We start from the raw sequence: 15,813 nt of genomic DNA, 5'->3' as shown, positions 1-15,813 counted from the left end.
AAGCGCATATGGGATTGCAGGAAGACCTCGACCGCATCGCACTGCAGGAACGCGAACTCGTGCTGCCGCGCCTGGACGCGCAGACTGCCTGGGATCTGGGCTCGCGTCTGCGGATGCTTGCACAGGAACGCTCGCTCCCTGTCGTCATTGATATCCGCCGCTTCGGTCAGCCGCTCTTTTACGCCGCGATGGATGACACCACTCCCGACAACGTGGAATGGGTTCGTCGCAAGACCAATGTGGTAGCGCGATTTCATCGAAGTTCATATGCAGTCGGGATCAAAGAGAGGATCAAAGGCGAGACCATTTGCGAGTCCCAGGGGCTCGCGCTCTCCGACTATGCCACCCACGGCGGCTCGTTTCCTTTAAGCGTCGCAGGCGCCGGGGTGGTGGGCAGCGTCACCGTATCGGGGCTGCCGATGCGCGCCGATCATGAACTGGTGATCGAGGCACTCTGTGCGATCCTTGGCCGCGACTACGCCGAGTTGAAGCTAACGCACGAGCAATGACTCAGCTCTTCTGCAATCGCGTGACAAAGAAACCATCGGTTCCAAACATGCCGGGGAACAGCCGCAGATAGCCGTCTGGCGCGATGCACTCATTCAGCTTCGCGGCGGCGCCAGCGATAAGAATGCCTTCAGCTTCCATCTGCTCGAGCCGCAATTTCATTGAGAGCACGCGCGCAGTCGCATGGTCGCTCAGCACGGCCCCAATCACCTGCTCATTTTCTTCCGGTTCGAGCGAACACGTGGAGTAAACGACGACTCCCCCTGGTTGGGCGGCACGCAATGCGCTCGACAGAATCAGCTTCTGCCGTTCGGCCTGACGGGCGAACTCAGCCGGCGTGAGCCGATGGCGAATCTCCGGATTGCGCCCCAGGGTTCCGGTGCCACTGCAGGGCACATCTGCCAGGACGAGATCAAACTCGGCTCCATACCGAAGCTGAGTCGCATCGGCCAGCCGACACTCCACGCGATCTCCCAGCGGTTTGAGGCGATCACGCAGCGCATCGAGACGTACCGGACTGACGTCAGACACCACGATCGTCGCATCAGGATTGCGCTCCGCAAGCACCATCGTCTTGCCCCCGGGCGCAGCACAGCAATCCAGAATCGCGCTCCCCTGCCCTGCTATCTCCGCCACAAGCTGCGAGCCTTCGTCCTGTATCCGGACGCGACCCGCGCGAAACGCCTCTGTCGCAGTAACGTCACCAGCCACGACAAGGCGGGCACCGGCCAGCAATGCTCCGGGCGCGAGTTTCACTCCCTCGCTGACGAGTTCCGCTCCCACATCCGGTGTTCTCAAACGCACTGCAACGGATGCCTGCGATTGGCCGTAACGGCAGATCTCACAGGTCACATCCTGGCCGAAGCCCAGCGTCCAGCGATCCGTCATCCACGCGGGATAGGCACTCGCATCCGAGCCATCCGCGCGAGGTCGATCGGAGGGCGCGCTCAGCTTGCGCAGCACCGCGTTCACCATCCCCGAGGCAAATCGGTGGCCCGCCTGCTTTGTGAGTTCCACGCTTTCGTCGATTGCGGCGCGCACTGGAATGCGGTCCATGTGCTCAAGTTGAAAGACCCCGAGCCGGAGCGCAATCAGCACTTCTGCATCGAGCTTTGCATTGGGCTTGTTGAGCAGCGGCCGGATCGCCGCATCGAGGGCGATCTGCCAGCGGAGAACGCCGAGCACCAAAGCCGTAGCAAGATTGCGATCAACGGGAGAGAGCCGCGCAATCGACTCCCCGCGCAGCAGATCGTCGGAGTGGCCATCGCCGCGCTCAACGCTCAGCAGGATACCGAATGCAGCCTTGCGCGCTGCGGAAACCTGCGCCATGTCTCAGCCCAGCCGCATATTCGCAGCGTGGTGACCGCGCAGAAATTCGGCGGCGCTCACGCGCTTCTTGCCCTCGAGCTGAACTTCGAGGAGTTCAAGCCAAGTGCCCTGCGCGCACCCCGCGAACATGCGCTGATCCTTCGTAACCACGACGCCGGAACCTGCTTCGACCGGGAGCGTGGCCGAACTCCCGTCCCCGTCAACGACGCTCACCCGATGCACGATCAGTTTCTTGCTTTCGAACAACGTGAACGCACCGGGCCAGGGCTGAAAGCCTCGCCACCGATTCTGAAGTTCCTGGGCAGTGCGCCCGGCAAAGTCCATGCGGCCATCCTCGCGGGTGAGGATGGGCGCCAGCGTGGCCCGCGCATGATCCTGCGGGAGTGGCATGATGCTGCCGTCCTCGAGGCCGGCAAGTGTCTGCACAACGAGCGGCGCACCGCCCGTCGCCAGTTCTTCAAAAAGGTCTGCCGCGGTTTCTTCGGGAAGAATCGCGCGGGCCTGTTGCAAAAGGATCGGGCCGGTGTCGAGCCCCTCTTCCAGCAGCATCGTCGTGTTGCCGGTCACGTTTTCGCCCACCGCGACGGCCCACTGGATGGGCGCCGCACCACGATAGCGCGGCAAAAGCGACGCATGCAGATTGATGCAGCCCAGCCGCGGCAACGTAAGCATCCACGGCGGAATGATGCGGCCGTACGCGACAACCACGATCGCATCAGGCTGTATGGCCTCAAGCTGCGCACGGAACTCTGCGTTGTTGCGGATCTTTTCGGGCTGCGTGACCGCCAGACCCGCAGACAGTGCAATCTGCTTCACCGGCGGAGCAGTCAACTCCTGCGCGCGGCCCACCGGCCGGTCCGGCTGCGACACCACCAGCGGGATCTCATGCCCCGCCGCCATCAGTGCCTCAAGCGTGGGCACCGCGAAACGCGGCGTACCGCAGAAGACGACCTTCACGGCGCTACCAGGTTCCCTCGCGCTGCATCTTGCGAATTTTGCGCAGCGCCAGGTCGCGCTTGAGCGCGCTCATGCGGAAGATGAACAGCATGCCGTCGAGGTGGTCAATCTCGTGCTGGAAAGCACGAGAGAGCAGTTCCTCGCCGTCCATCTCGAACCATTTGCCGTACTCGTCCTGGGCGCGCACCGTCACCGTCCAGGCACGCTGCACCTTCTCGCGAATGTCAGGGAAGCTGAGGCAGCCTTCCTCTTCGTACTGCTTGCCGTCGCGATGGATGATTTCGGGGTTGATGAGCACCAGCTTCTGCTCCGGGTCTTTGCCCATGCTCAAATCGATCACGGTAACGCGCTTCGGCACGGCAACCTGCGGCGCGGCCAGTCCGATGCCCTGCGCTGCATACATGGTCTCGAACATATCGGCCACTAACTTGCGCAGTTCGTCGTCGAATTCCGTGACCGGCTCGCCGGGTTGAGAGAGAACCGGCTCGGGATACTTAACAATCTTCAACATCATCGCTTGCGACTAATAACTCCTGATCTGTTCGATGTAGCCGGCGAAGTTACGTTTCATCTCCAGAGCTGAGTCGCCGCCAAACTTTCTCTGTACAAGGTCCGCAATCGTCAACGCCACCATGGATTCCGCAGCCACGCCCGCGGCCGGAACCACGCAGATGTCGCTCCGCTCATAGGCAGCGCTGGTGGCCTCGCGCGTATCGAACCGCACCGACTCCAGCGGTCGCCGCAGCGTCGAGATTGGCTTCAGATAGCCGCGCACCACAATGTCTTCGCCGTTCGAAACGCCCCCTTCAATCCCGCCTGCGTTGTTCTGCTCGCGGGTGAATCGAGTGGGGCGGCCGTTGTTCTCGTCCGCGTAGTGGATGGCGTCATGCACCTGCGAGCCGAACGACTCGGCTGCCGTAACGCCGCGGCCAATCTCCACCGCCTTCACAGCCTGCAGACTCATGACGCTCCAGGCCAGCAGACCATCCAGGCGCTCGTCCCACTGGGCGTACGTGCCCAGGCCGGCGGGCGCGCCATGCACCACCACTTCGAACACACCGCCCACCGTGTCGCCCGTGCGCGATACCTGTTCCACTTCCTGCTTCATGCCGGCTTCGACTTCCCCATCTACACAGCCCAGCAGAACTTCGTCTTTCTGGTTCACTGCAACAATCTCATCCCACGCGGCCGTGCGCTGCAGTTCCATATGGCCCACGCGGATGACGTGGCTGAGGATTTCGATGCCGAGCTCGCGCAGCATGAGCTTGGCAAATGCGCCGGCTGCCACGCGCGAGGTGGATTCACGAGCCGAGGCACGCTCCAGCACATAACGCGCATCGGGGAAGTTGTACTTGAGCGCGCCGGCAAGGTCAGCGTGGCCGGGACGTGGCGACGCAACCGCCTGGTGTTTGGCCGGATCGCCAGCCTCCACAGGCAGCTTCTCTTCCCAATTCTTCCAGTCGCGGTTGACGATCTCGATAGCGACGGGAGTGCCGATGGTCTTCCCGTGGCGAACACCGGAGAGCACGTGGGCCTTGTCGGTTTCGATCTTCATGCGGCCGCCACGGCCGTAGCCTTGCTGGCGGCGCCACAGCTCGCGGTTCACGAATTCGAGATCGACCGGTACCCCCGCGGGAAGGCCGTTGATCATCGCGATCAAAGCCTCGCCGTGCGATTCCCCGGCACTGAAAAATCGGATCATATCTGTATTGATTGTAACGGAATAGTGACCAGGCGGAGGGGTCTCATGGGCAATCCCCGGGCTCATCACCTGATCACTGGATCACCTGACAACCTGACCACTGCCTTCCTGCTACTTTGCCATCAGAACCAGAAACCAGCCGTTCAACCCGGCAATGACCACCGCAACTGCCCACGCCAACCCCTTCTGCCAGGCCGCGTTCACGAACTCGCCCATGTGCTTGCGGCTGTTGGTGAACACAACGAGAGGAATCACAGCAAAGCTCAGTTGGAGGGATAGGATCACCTGGCTTAACAGCAGCAGCTTTTCTGTGCCGTGCTCGCCGTAGATGGCCACCACCGCGATGGTCGGAACAATGGCGATCGCCCGGGTAATCAGGCGCCGGAGCCAGGGCGCCACTTTCATATGGACGAAGCCTTCCATCACTACCTGTCCGGCCAGCGTGCCGGTGATCGAGGAGTTCTGGCCTGAAGCCAGCAAAGCCACCGCAAACAATGTGCTGGCAAACGTGGCGCCCACCAGCGGGCTCAGCAGCTTGTAAGCGTCCTCGATGGCGGCTACCTCGAAGTGCCCGGAACGGTGGAAGACCGCCGCCGCAACCACGAGGATGGCCGCATTCACGAACAGGGCAAGGGTCAGCGCCAGGGCCGAATCGATGTTTGCCATCTTGATGGCTTCACGTTTGCCCTCGGGAGTGCGCTTATAGCGCCGGCTCTGCACAATGGACGAATGAAGATACAGGTTGTGCGGCATCACCGTGGCGCCCAGCATGCCGATGGCAATAAACAGAACGCGGCGGTCGGTGAGAATCTTCGAGGACGGGATCAGAAGGCTGGCAATTGCCGTACCGTATTGCGGGCGGGAAAGGATCGTCTGCACGATAAAAAGCCCGAGAATGGTGCCGATCAGCACGATCACGATGGCCTCTACGGTGCGGAAGCCCCACCGCTGCAGCAGCAGAATCAGCAGAACGTCCAGGCCGGTGATCAGCACACCCCAGAGCAAGGGGATGTGGAACAGGAGATTCAGGGCGATGGCGGATCCAATCACTTCGGCCATATCGCAGGCGGCGATAGCCACCTCCGCCATGAGCCAGAGGGTTGTGCCCCCGACGGGGCCCGTGGACTCACGGCACAATTGCGCCAGATCCCGTTCTGTGGCCACTCCCAGCTTCAGGCTCAGACTCTGCAGCAGAATCGCCATCAGGTTGGAGATCATGATGACGGAAAGCAGGGTGTAGCCAAACTGCGAGCCGCCGGCTATGTCAGTGGCCCAGTTGCCGGGATCCATATATCCCACCGAAATGAGGAATCCTGGTCCGATAAAACCGAGCAGTCTGCGCCAGTAAAGCGTCGACCCAGAGATACGGACGCTGGCGTGCACCTCGGGTAACGAGGGCTCGGGAACCAGCAGTTTTCCTGAGATTTCGGTGGCCATAGGGTGACGAAGGCCGGGAGAGCAGGCTTCTAAAGGCAGTATGACACAAGTTCGTTAATCGTAGTTAATTCGAAAGTGTTATTTTGAATTTACTTCCGACCGTGCCTGCAGCCAAACCGCCTCTGCTGCCGGCCTGCCCAGGATTGAATCTCCGCTATCGAGCTGAATCGCCACGGTCTGGTCGTAGTTCTGCTGCAGTACACGCAGGGACTTGCCCGGCCCGATTCCATTTCGATGCAAAAAACGCAGGAGCAGCGGATCGCGCTCCTGAAGACTGACGACGGTGTAGCGCTTTCCCTCCCCGGCTTCGCTCAGCGGCACCTCGCCGCGCGCTTTCCGCGCCTGCGAGGTTTCAGGCAGAACCGCGTTTCCGTGGGGGCAGGCGCCGCCTTCACCCAGCTTTTCTTTCAGCTTGGCCTCGAAGGCCGGAGAGACGGCATGCTCCAGGCGCTCGGCTTCTTCGTGGATCTCGTACCACTCCATGCCGAAAATCTCGCTTAGCATGCGCTCGATGAGGTGGTGGCGCAGAGCTGTCTGGTATGCGGTCTCGCGGCCCTTTTCCGTCAGTCGCACGATTCCGTCCTCGCCGACCAGCACGTATCCGTCGCGCTTGAGGCGACGCACGGCCATGGTCACCGCCGGGGGTGAAACTTCAAGCCAATGTGCGAGCGTGGCAGGGATGACCTGGCGGCCCTCCGCGTCGGCTTCAAGAATGGCCTTGAGATAGTTTTCCTTCGATACGTGGATGGAATCGCGCATGGGTGCAGGCACTAGTCTAATGCGCTGCAGCGGGACGGCTCGGTCTGGTTCTCATCGGAGAGTGTCGACCGGGCTCACCTGGGTGCCCCGGCGCGCCGGTACGTAACTCGCCGCAAGCGCGACGACGAGAAACAGAGCGTGCGCCGCTACAAACGTCAGTGGGTCATGGCCGCCGGTCTCGAAAAGCATGCTCGCCAGCAGGCGGGTCAGGCCGAACGCTGCAACCAGCCCCGCCCCGATTCCTGCAAGGGCCAGGCTGAAGCCATGGCGCAGCACCAGGCGGAGAATGTCGCGCGGTTCGGCACCCATGGCCATGCGGATGCCAAACTCCTGGCGCCGCTGCGACACCGAGTAGGAGAGCACGCCGTAGACACCGACGATGGTCAACACCACGGCGGTCGTGAAGAAGGCTCCCACCAGCATCAACAGGAAGCTCGGCTGACTCCGCGCATCCTGCACCAGTTCCTTCACCGTCTCGACCTTAGTCATGGGCTGGTCGGGATCGATGGCGGCAACTTCAGCGCATTGGCCACGGTGAAGATGGCCGCGTTGGCCCCGATGCCAAGGACCAGGGTGAGCGGATGGCCGCCGTGAACCCGGGGCTCTTCGCCATCATGCGGAATGCGAATCGCAGGTTGCGCAAAGAGGACTTCATGTTGGCGAGAATACCGCTCCCAGGCGACTGGGGAAAGCCGGGCGACGTACCTCGGCCGCTCCCGTCTAATGGGATGATCGGGTGACTATGCGGCGCGGCTGTGCAGAACTGCGGGGACTTCTGGCAAACCGAGCCGCATGCGGCGCCGTTGCAATGTCAACGGTGTTCGCGGCGTGGAGCGGGATTGACGCCCAGTCACCAGCCGGCCCGCAGGGCTCCATCTTTCGCTCACAGAGCACCGTGGTTCTGGTGCCGGCTCTGGTTCGCGACAAGTCCGGCGCGCTGGTTTACACGCTGAAGCCGGAAGACTTCGTTCTGACGGATGATGGCGTTCCGCAAAAGCTTTCTCTCGACGCCGACTCGGGCAGCGAACCTCTCGCGCTGGTGGTGGTGCTCGAGACCGGCGGCGCGGGCGCCAGGGAATTCGAGAAGTACGACACCCTTGCGCCACCCCTCGCGCCCATGCTCGGTTCGATAGTAGGCGGGGTGCGGCGCCGCGTCGCGGTGGTCGCCTTCGACAGCGAACCAGAGCTTCTGCAGCCGTTTACCTCGGATGTGGAGGAGGCGGAGTCTGCCCTGCGCAGTCTGCGGCCAGGGTGCACGCGCCAACATCATTTCTACAACTGCGCCGGCCCTGACCCCATGCACAATGTGCCGTTGGGAGACAACGGCGCGGCCATTCTGGATTCGCTCTCGTTTGCCGTGAATCTGCTGCGGGCCGAGCCGTCGGGGTACAGGCGCGCCATTCTGCTGATCAGCGAGACCCTCGATCGCGGCAGCCACACGACCATCGAGCAGGCCGTCCGGGCAGTCACGGAATCGAATACGACGATCTACAGCGTCGCGTTCTCCACGGGAAAGGCAGAGGCCTCGCATTACGCCGCGCGACAGTTGCCCACCCAGCCCAGCGGCCGGCCGTCGGGAATTCTGAGCCTGGAAAATCATCATCCCAACCCGCCCAATGGATGCATGGGCAAGGATCCAGACCCCGATCCTGACGCGCCAACAAGCCGATGGTCGCAGTTCTATGACTGCGTTGGCCAGCTTGTGCCGCCGCTCACGTTCGCCAAGATGGCGGCGATTGCTACCGCCGACAGCCTGCAGAAGAATGTGCCGGCCACCGTGGCGCGGCTCACCGGGGGAGAGTACTTCAAGCTGGGGAACGAGAAGGACCTGGAACGCGATCTGGCGGCCATCAGCAATCGCCTGCCGAACCGGTACATGCTCAGCTTCCATCCGCACGAGCCGCGGGAGGGGCTGCATACCCTGCGCCTCAAGCTGCCGGAGTACCCAGGGCTTGAGATCACGGCGCGCACCAGCTACTGGGCAGTGACTCCGGGCACGAATCAGATTACCAGCCCATAACCTGCGCGCAGATATTGTTTGGTGCTGGCAGCGGGCTTGCGGAACGCACAGGGCGGGATGGGACGCGTGCCCCAGGTCTCAGAATCGAGACCTGGGGCACGCCGGTTGTGAAGGAACAGATCAGATGCGAGATTACTGCTTGACGCGGACCTTCGGTTCCACGCTCAGGCCGGGGCGGAGGGCGTGGTTGGGATCCTCGTCCTTGAGATCGGTGAAGTCAATGCGCACGGGGACACGCTGCACCACCTTGACGTAGTTGCCGGTCGCATTCTCCGGGGGGAACAGACTCAGAACCGAGCCGGTCGCGCCGCCGATCTGCGTCACTTTGGCGTGATAGGTCTTTCCGGTCGCGTCCACTGAAACATCGACCGCCTGACCAGCCTGCATGTGCTCCAACTGGGTTTCCTTGAAGTTGGCGGTAATCCAGATGTCGCTGAGACTGACGAGCGTGAGCAGGTTCTGTCCTGAGGACACGTTCTGGTTCACCTCCACGCTCTTGCGGGTGATGATGCCGTCCTCGGGCGCCACGATCTTGGTGTAGCTGAGGTTCAGCTCCGCCTGGTCGAGCTGTGCCTGCGCCTGCTGCACCTGCGCCTGGGCCTGCTTGTACTTGGCGTTCTGGGCGGCCACCTGTTGAGGGCCGGTCTGCGCATACTTGAGCGAAGCCTCGGACGCAGCTTCCTGCTGACGCGCGACGCGTACAGCATCCCCAGATGCCGCAGCACTTGCACGCGCATCCGCTACGCCGGCTTCAGCAGCCTTGGCAGCGGCGATGGCCGCGTCGTACTGCTGCTTGCTGATCACATCTTTCTCGACCAGCGGCTTATAGCGTTCCAGATCGCTCTGAGCCTTGGCATTGTTGGCTTCAGCCTGCGCAATTCGCGCCTGCGCCGCCTGCAATTGTCCCTGCGCCTGCTGCACCTGGGCATGGCTTCCGCTCAACTGCGCGTTGGCGGAGGTGAGATTGGCGCCGGTGTTCACGGTCGTCAGCGGCACGGCAACGTTGGCCGCCAGCGCACTGGCTTGGGCGCTGGCAAGAGCTGCCTTGGCGTTCTCCACTGCCACCTGGTAGTCGCGAGGATCCAGTTCGGCGATGGGGTCGCCTTTCTTTACCATCTGGTTTTCCGAAACATCTACGTGCAGCACCTGTCCCTGGATGCGCGCGCTCACCTGGATGAGGTGACCGCTTACCTGCGCATCATCCGTATCTTCATAAAAGGTGGAGTGCCACCAGAACGCCAGAGCGGCCACCACGATGACAGCGAGGACGATGACAATGATTCCCCTGCGCCGTGACCGAGGTTGAACTACTTCTGTCTCCTGCTCTGTTGAAGCGGGCGTTGTCGTTGTATCCGCCACGTCTACTTTCCTCCCAAATAACTCTTGTAGTTCTCGGCTGCGCCCAGCGAGCGCGCCAGGCTCAGCTTGGCAAGGTTGTGCCGGTAAAGGCTGCTGACAAGCTGGTCGTTGGCCTGTGCCACGCTCTGCTGCGCCTGGGTCACGGCCAGATTGTTATCCACTCCGGCAACGTATCTTTGCTGGGCCTCGTTGAGCGCCTCGTTGGCCAACTCGACGCTGGAGCGTGCCACTTCCACCTGCCGCTGAGCCGCCTGAATATCAAGCAGTGCATCCCGCACATCCGCGTCCACCTGGGCGTTCATATCGCTCAACTGGGCGCGCTGCGTGTCAAGCTGCGCCTGTGCCTGCTGGGCCTCGCCGCGCAGGCCGAACTCCTTGAACACCGGTACGCTCACCGCACCAGTCGCGTCCACCGTACCATGCGAACTGCCGAAATTTACGCCAATCAGGCCGTAGTCGACATTGGTCGTCACCCGCGGGAACCGGTCCGCGGTGGCGCCCTTGCGCTGTTCTTCAGCCGCTTTGGTCTGCTCGGCCATCGCCTGAAGATCCTTGCGATTCAGATGCGCCTGCTTCAACGCCGATTCAAGATCGACTTGATCGAACGCCGCGTAAGGCGCCTTATCCGCGAGATTGTATTTCTGCGCGACGGGCAGCCCAATGGTTCTGGCCAGGGCCAGTCGGTCCTTGTCCAGCTTGTTCTGCGCCACGATCACCTGCTGCTGCAACGTCTGATAGGCCACCCGCGCCCGCAATTCGTCCAGCAGCGGCGCGGTCCCGGCCTCATGGCTCGCCACCGCCTGATCGAGGGCAACCTTGGCCGTGTTCACCTGGGCCTGCACACTCTGCACCTCGGACTCGTCCGCGAGAGCCACAAGGTAGGCGTTGCCGACGCTGAGAATCACCATCTGGCGAGCATCTTCCGCGGTCAACTGCGCCGCGGTAAAGTTGTGGCGGGCGGCCAGGTACCCGCGCAACGATTTCACATCCACCACCGACCACGTCAGAGAGGCCCGCAGATCGGTATAGCCAAACGGGCCCACGATCGTGGGGAAGCCGGGGATCCGCAGGCCGAGAGCGGCCAGGTCCACCTGCTGCACGGATTCCTTCAGACTGGCGTCGATGCTGGGCAAAAGCGACTGCAGAGCGCTGAGGCGCTCCGCTTTGACTGAAGCCGCCTGGTGCCCGCTGAGGATGGCGCCCAGGTTATTCCTGAGGCCCCTCTGCATGGCATCGTCGAGAGTCAGATCGAGAGTCTGATCGTTTGCCTCGCCGGCCGTTACACTTCCCTGGAAGCTGGAACCCGCGCTCGGCGCGGCAGTCGGTACGGAGGTCTGGAGAGTCTGCGCGCTGGGCAGCGCTGGCGCTGACTGCGACTGGCCCTGTCCCTGTGCGTAGAGCCGCATGCCGCCGTCGCTCGCCGATAGTCCCAGGGCCATCACAAGTGCGCCCTGCACAAGGCAAGGCACACGGCGGCGGATTGAGGGCTTAGCTGAACAATCAATTGGCTTCAATGGTCTTCGATCCGGTCAAAACTGATAAGAGGCGGTTGACTCAAAACATCGGTTCATCCAATGGATGCACACTACCCGCGGCAAGGTTCTTAATCTAGTGTATCGAACGCAAAAGAACTTCTGTTCGCGACGCCGGATAGGTCTGCCGGCGCCTGCCCCCGGCGAGGCCGCGGGGAAGGGACCGGAGTGACGACTGGGAGCCATGACACAGTGGAGGAAGCCGGCGGCTTGAGCCTCCCCGCCCTGCGAGGAGGCTACTCGCGAATGCCGGCTTTGACCATCTGCGATGCCAGCGAACACAGTCCCTGACGGAACAGTTCGCGGATGGGCTCCGGGGTCCAGCCTCTGGCGGCCGGCCCGGCGTATTCGGAAAGCATGGAAGCGGTTTCCGCGGTGGAGTAGCCCGCCACGGCGCGCAGCACGAAGATGGTCCGCGTAGGGGTGGGGAGGCTTTCCAGCCACGCCCGTACCCGGTCGCGATCGGGACCGGCCATCATGCGCTCCAGTTCTTCACGCGACACGCCCGCGGCATTGAGATCGTCATCCTCAATACAGGTCTCGGCGTGCTCCAGTGCCTCGGGAGCGGCCAGGGCTGCGGGATCGCGCTCGGCGATCATACTCAGAGCCGCGGCGACGAGCGCGTGCCGGCTTGCCTGCCGGGCCTCCTCAGGCTGAGTAGCAGAGGAAACATCGGCGTTGGTCACCGCCGTCTCCACCAGCCGGATGGAGTCTTCGCCCTCGCCCACCAGCATCGAAGCCAGGCTGTAGAGTCCAGCGGCGATGAGGTCGAACATATCCTCAAGACCCGCGAACTGATGGGCCACGGTGGCCTCGTCCTTCTCTTTCCCATCCAGCATTTTGTGCAGCTTGCGCGCAAAATCCTGAGCCTCTTGAGGCAGCGGCTCCGCAGGATCCAGCCGCGACTTCGGGTTGTCCGTCTCGTTTGGCATGGGGAGCTCCTCAGGGGGAATTGGCAGGTGCCTGCTTCCATCCTCAACCCCGCGGGCGTGCAGGTCAATTCCGGGCAGGGCCCCCGGTCCTTCGGGATGTCACTGCGCCATTCGACCCAGCGCGCTACAATCCCACCGCATTCCCATCCGATCACCGTGCGGTGTGAAAGGAAGTGCCCATGAATACGCCTAATGCATTTATCGGCAAGACTACCGAACCGTCCCATGCCGAGGTCGACGCAGCTCTCGGGTCCGCGGCGCCGCTCTGGAACGAACTCATTGAGGAAGTGACCGCCGATGCCGGCAAGCTCACCCAGGAATGGAAGGCCATCTACGCCAACAAATATGGATGGTCGCTCCGCCTGAAGAAGAAAGGGCGCAATGTCGTGTTCATGTCTCCCTGCCACGACTGCTTTCGGGTAGCCTTCACATTCAGTGACAAAGCCATTCTTGCCGCGCGGGAAGCACACCTGCCCAAAGCCGCGGAGCAGGCACTCGCCTCAGCTCCCAAGTTTCCCGAGGGCACAGGAGTACGCCTGACGGTGCACCGGGCGACGGATCTGCCGGCGATTCGCAAGCTGGCCCAGATCAAGCTGGCCGATTGACGAACCCTGGCATGCCCCTGTGAAAAGTGCGTGAACAGCGTGTAGTTGTGCAGATATAAGTGGTTCTGTCCTTTTGCCCTGGTCGGCACATCCGTTATGCTGACGTGAACGGCGCAGGTGTCATTGCAATGGCCAAGACCACAAAAAAACCGCGGCTGTTCAACGGCCGCGACGAATCCTGGATGCAGTTCAATCGACGCGTCCTGGAAGAAGCAGAGGATGCGACCAACCCTTTGCTTGAACGGGTCAAGTTCCTCGCCATCACTGCGTCCAATCTTGACGAGTACGTGGAAATCCGCCAGGCCGCCCTCATGCAGCGCATTGAGGACGGCTACCGCGAGCCCGGCTACGATGGCCTTCAGCCCGATGAATCTTTGGCGGCACTGACGCGAGAGATCCACTCGTTCGTAGGGGCCCAGTACGCCTGCTGGGATCAGCGTCTGCTGCCCGAGATGCGCAAGCAGGGCATTTGCCTGCTCGACTGGAACGAGCTCAGCCCGGATGCAAAGACCTACGCGCAAAGCTACTTTCAGCGCGAGGTGGACCCGCTGCTCACGCCCATCTCCATTGACCCGGCGCATCCGTTTCCACGGGTGCTGAACAAGGCCCTGTGCCTGGCGCTGCTGCTGCGGCCCAAGCGCCGCAGTTCCGGCCCGCTGGTGCTGGGCGTCGTCACGGTGCCGCGCGCCCTGCCGCGGTTCCTGCGCCTGCCCTCCAGTGACGGCCATTTCGATTACGTGCTGCTGCAGGATCTGATCGCGCAGAACCTCAGCGGCATGTATCGCGGATACGAGGTTCAGGCCTACACCGCCTTCCGCGTCACGCGCAATTCCAATCTCTATTTCGAAGAAGAAGAAGCCCGCTCGCTGCTCGAGACGATTCGCGTGGAACTGCATAATCGCCGCAAGGGCGATGCCGTCCGGCTGGAGATTGAGAGCGGCGCGCACCCCGAAATCGTTGAGCGCCTGCGCACGAATTTCGAACTCGAAGAGGATCAGGTTTTTCGCGGCGAGGGCCCGGTCAATCTATCACGCATCATGTTTCTCTATAGCGACGTGCAGCGTGCCGACCTCAAGTTCCAGCCCTTCGTGCCGCACCCACTCGTGCTGAGCCGCAAGGCCACCAGCATCTTTGAAGACCTGCGCACGCGCGACATCCTGCTGCACCACCCCTACGATGGCTACGACCCGGTGGTGAACTTCATCGAGCTGGGCGCGCAGGATCCAAACGTGGTGAGCATCAAGCAGACGCTCTATCGAACCAGTTCCGACTCGCCCATGTTCCAGGCCATCACGGAGGCCGCTGCGACCAAGGAAGCCACTCTCGTAGTGGAGCTGATGGCGCGGTTCGATGAGGCCTCGAACATTCGCTGGGCGCGCAACATGGAAGACGCCGGCGTGCAGGTGTTCCACGGCGTGGTGGGACTCAAGACCCACTGCAAGTTGGCCCTCCTGGTTCGCCGCGACGAAGATGGAGTAACGCGCCGCTACTGCCATCTTGGCACCGGCAACTACAACCCCGTGACCGCGCGCTTCTATACCGACCTCAGCCTGCTCACCTGCGATCCGCAAATTACCGAGCGCGTGCACATGGTGTTCAACTACCTGACCGCCCACGCCGAGGTGGACGACTATCGCCCGTTGCTGGTGGCGCCCCTGACCATGGCAGAGAGCTTCCTCGGCCTCATTCGGCGAGAGGCTGACCACGCGCGCGCCGGCCGCCCCGCTCGCATCGTTGCCAAGATGAACGCTCTGCTTGAGCCTTCTGTGATCGAGGCGCTCTACCAGGCATCGCAGGCCGGTGTCGAAATCGACCTCATCATTCGCGGTGTCTCCATCATTCGCCCCGGCGTTCCCGGTCTTTCGGAGCGCATCCGGGTACGTTCCATTGTGGGCCGCTTCCTGGAGCACTCACGCATCTTCCTCTTCGCGAACGGTGGGGATCACGAGATCTATCTTGGGTCGGCCGACTGGATGCCGCGCAACCTCTTCGAGCGCTGCGAGGTAGCGTTCCCCGTTCGCGACCCGGCAGCGCTGGCCAGAATTCACGACGAGATCCTGCCGGCTTATCTGGCTGACACCACAAAGGCCCGCCTGCAGCAGCCCGACGGCATGTATGTGCGCGCTAACAAGGCCCTCAAGGACGCGCCGGCGTTCTCGTCGCAGCAGTTTCTGATGCAGCTGGCCGAAGGCAAGACGGATATCAGCGCCATCCCCCGGCAGCCTGAGCAAAAGCCTCGCAGTCCCCGCACTACGCGGCGATCCACCAGCGCCCGCCGCCCCGCAAAAAAAGCCGTCGCTGCCGACTAGGTGCCCGCGGCGCCACAACTTTGCTACTATGTCCGCGTCTGCCGGGATTGAATTCCCAGGAGGCGTTTCCATGCCTTTCATCCGGACATTGGTCGTCGCGCTGCTCATCGCCTGCGGTGCGTTCTTTCTCGCGGTGGGGCTCCAGATGCCGGTTCCTTATCTCTCCTGGCATAGCGTTCCGGCCCGCGACATCCCCGTCGGGCTGGTGCTGGTTTTCGCCGGAATCGCCGTCAGCCGCTTCTGGACGCCCCCTCAGGATGAAAGCCAGCTTGTGGAGGAGTGGAAGCGCAGCCGCAAGCATTCGGAGTGATGCGCATTGACTTCGGCAGATGCTGGTGCCATCCTTCGGCGCATGAACTCCCGGT

The 15,813-nt window shown here is 62.4% G+C and carries 15 protein-coding genes; 5 read left to right on the top strand and 10 right to left on the bottom strand.

What is annotated here, in order from left to right; translation table 11 throughout:
* Positions 1-8: 8 nt before the first annotated feature.
* Positions 9-509 (top strand): heme-degrading domain-containing protein, encoded by a 501-nt coding sequence (locus VGL22_RS12485; RefSeq protein ID WP_465267262.1) that lies wholly within the window; start codon positions 9-11, stop codon positions 507-509.
* Between the two features lies 1 nt (position 510).
* Here the strand turns inward: VGL22_RS12485 and VGL22_RS12480 are convergent, their stop codons facing one another.
* From VGL22_RS12480 to VGL22_RS12450, 7 genes are all read right to left on the bottom strand, one after another.
* Complete coding sequence (locus tag VGL22_RS12480) at positions 511-1,836, bottom strand: transcription antitermination factor NusB (RefSeq protein ID WP_465267261.1); 1,326 nt, start codon at positions 1,834-1,836, stop codon at positions 511-513.
* Positions 1,837-1,839: 3 nt separating this feature from the next.
* On the bottom strand, positions 1,840-2,793 hold the full coding sequence (gene fmt / locus VGL22_RS12475) for a methionyl-tRNA formyltransferase (protein ID WP_465267260.1): 954 nt from the start codon (positions 2,791-2,793) through the stop codon (positions 1,840-1,842).
* 4 nt (positions 2,794-2,797) lie between these two features.
* On the bottom strand, positions 2,798-3,307 hold the full coding sequence (gene def, locus VGL22_RS12470) for a peptide deformylase (RefSeq protein WP_465267259.1): 510 nt from the start codon (positions 3,305-3,307) through the stop codon (positions 2,798-2,800).
* Positions 3,308-3,316: 9 nt separating this feature from the next.
* Positions 3,317-4,495: a chorismate synthase gene (gene aroC, locus VGL22_RS12465; protein WP_465267258.1), complete on the bottom strand. Its 1,179-nt coding sequence runs from the start codon at positions 4,493-4,495 to the stop codon at positions 3,317-3,319.
* Between the two features lie 111 nt (positions 4,496-4,606).
* Entirely contained in the window at positions 4,607-5,932 is a 1,326-nt protein-coding gene (locus VGL22_RS12460; RefSeq protein ID WP_465267257.1) for an Nramp family divalent metal transporter, read from the bottom strand.
* Between the two features lie 78 nt (positions 5,933-6,010).
* A complete protein-coding gene (locus VGL22_RS12455; protein ID WP_465267256.1) occupies positions 6,011-6,691 on the bottom strand; it encodes a metal-dependent transcriptional regulator in 681 nt (226 codons plus the stop codon).
* Positions 6,692-6,742: 51 nt separating this feature from the next.
* Entirely contained in the window at positions 6,743-7,180 is a 438-nt protein-coding gene (locus tag VGL22_RS12450; protein WP_465267255.1) for an FtsX-like permease family protein, read from the bottom strand.
* A 319-nt stretch (positions 7,181-7,499) separates the two neighbouring features.
* On the opposite strand from VGL22_RS12450, the gene VGL22_RS12445 reads away from it, so the two are divergent.
* Positions 7,500-8,711: a VWA domain-containing protein gene (locus VGL22_RS12445; RefSeq protein WP_465267254.1), complete on the top strand. Its 1,212-nt coding sequence runs from the start codon at positions 7,500-7,502 to the stop codon at positions 8,709-8,711.
* A gap of 132 nt (positions 8,712-8,843) precedes the next feature.
* Here VGL22_RS12445 and VGL22_RS12440 read toward each other — a convergent pair whose 3' ends face one another.
* The 3 genes from VGL22_RS12440 to VGL22_RS12430 all read right to left on the bottom strand — a co-directional run bounded on the left by VGL22_RS12440 (position 8,844) and on the right by VGL22_RS12430 (position 12,534).
* Positions 8,844-10,070: an HlyD family secretion protein gene (locus VGL22_RS12440; RefSeq protein ID WP_465267253.1), complete on the bottom strand. Its 1,227-nt coding sequence runs from the start codon at positions 10,068-10,070 to the stop codon at positions 8,844-8,846.
* Positions 10,071-10,072: 2 nt separating this feature from the next.
* On the bottom strand, positions 10,073-11,509 hold the full coding sequence (locus VGL22_RS12435) for a TolC family protein (protein WP_465267252.1): 1,437 nt from the start codon (positions 11,507-11,509) through the stop codon (positions 10,073-10,075).
* A gap of 329 nt (positions 11,510-11,838) precedes the next feature.
* Positions 11,839-12,534: an RNA polymerase sigma factor gene (locus tag VGL22_RS12430; RefSeq protein ID WP_465267251.1), complete on the bottom strand. Its 696-nt coding sequence runs from the start codon at positions 12,532-12,534 to the stop codon at positions 11,839-11,841.
* A 179-nt stretch (positions 12,535-12,713) separates the two neighbouring features.
* Here VGL22_RS12430 and VGL22_RS12425 point away from each other — a divergent pair, with 179 nt between their 5' ends.
* The 3 genes from VGL22_RS12425 (at position 12,714) to VGL22_RS12415 (ending at position 15,758) form a co-directional block, all read left to right on the top strand.
* The gene (locus tag VGL22_RS12425) at positions 12,714-13,139 is read left to right on the top strand and encodes a DUF3788 family protein (RefSeq protein WP_465267250.1); all 426 of its coding nucleotides are present in this window, start codon (positions 12,714-12,716) and stop codon (positions 13,137-13,139) included.
* A gap of 128 nt (positions 13,140-13,267) precedes the next feature.
* Positions 13,268-15,448: a polyphosphate kinase 1 gene (gene ppk1, locus VGL22_RS12420; protein ID WP_465267249.1), complete on the top strand. Its 2,181-nt coding sequence runs from the start codon at positions 13,268-13,270 to the stop codon at positions 15,446-15,448.
* Between the two features lie 70 nt (positions 15,449-15,518).
* Positions 15,519-15,758 (top strand): hypothetical protein, encoded by a 240-nt coding sequence (locus VGL22_RS12415; RefSeq protein WP_465267248.1) that lies wholly within the window; start codon positions 15,519-15,521, stop codon positions 15,756-15,758.
* The last annotated feature ends 55 nt before the right edge of the window (positions 15,759-15,813 follow it).

It is taken from the genome of Occallatibacter sp., assembly GCF_036502485.1.
In the GTDB taxonomy this organism is placed as follows: Bacteria; Acidobacteriota; Terriglobia; order Terriglobales; family Acidobacteriaceae; genus Telmatobacter.
Note: the sequence above shows the minus strand (reverse complement) of the source record. Positions and strands in the feature narration are given on the sequence as shown.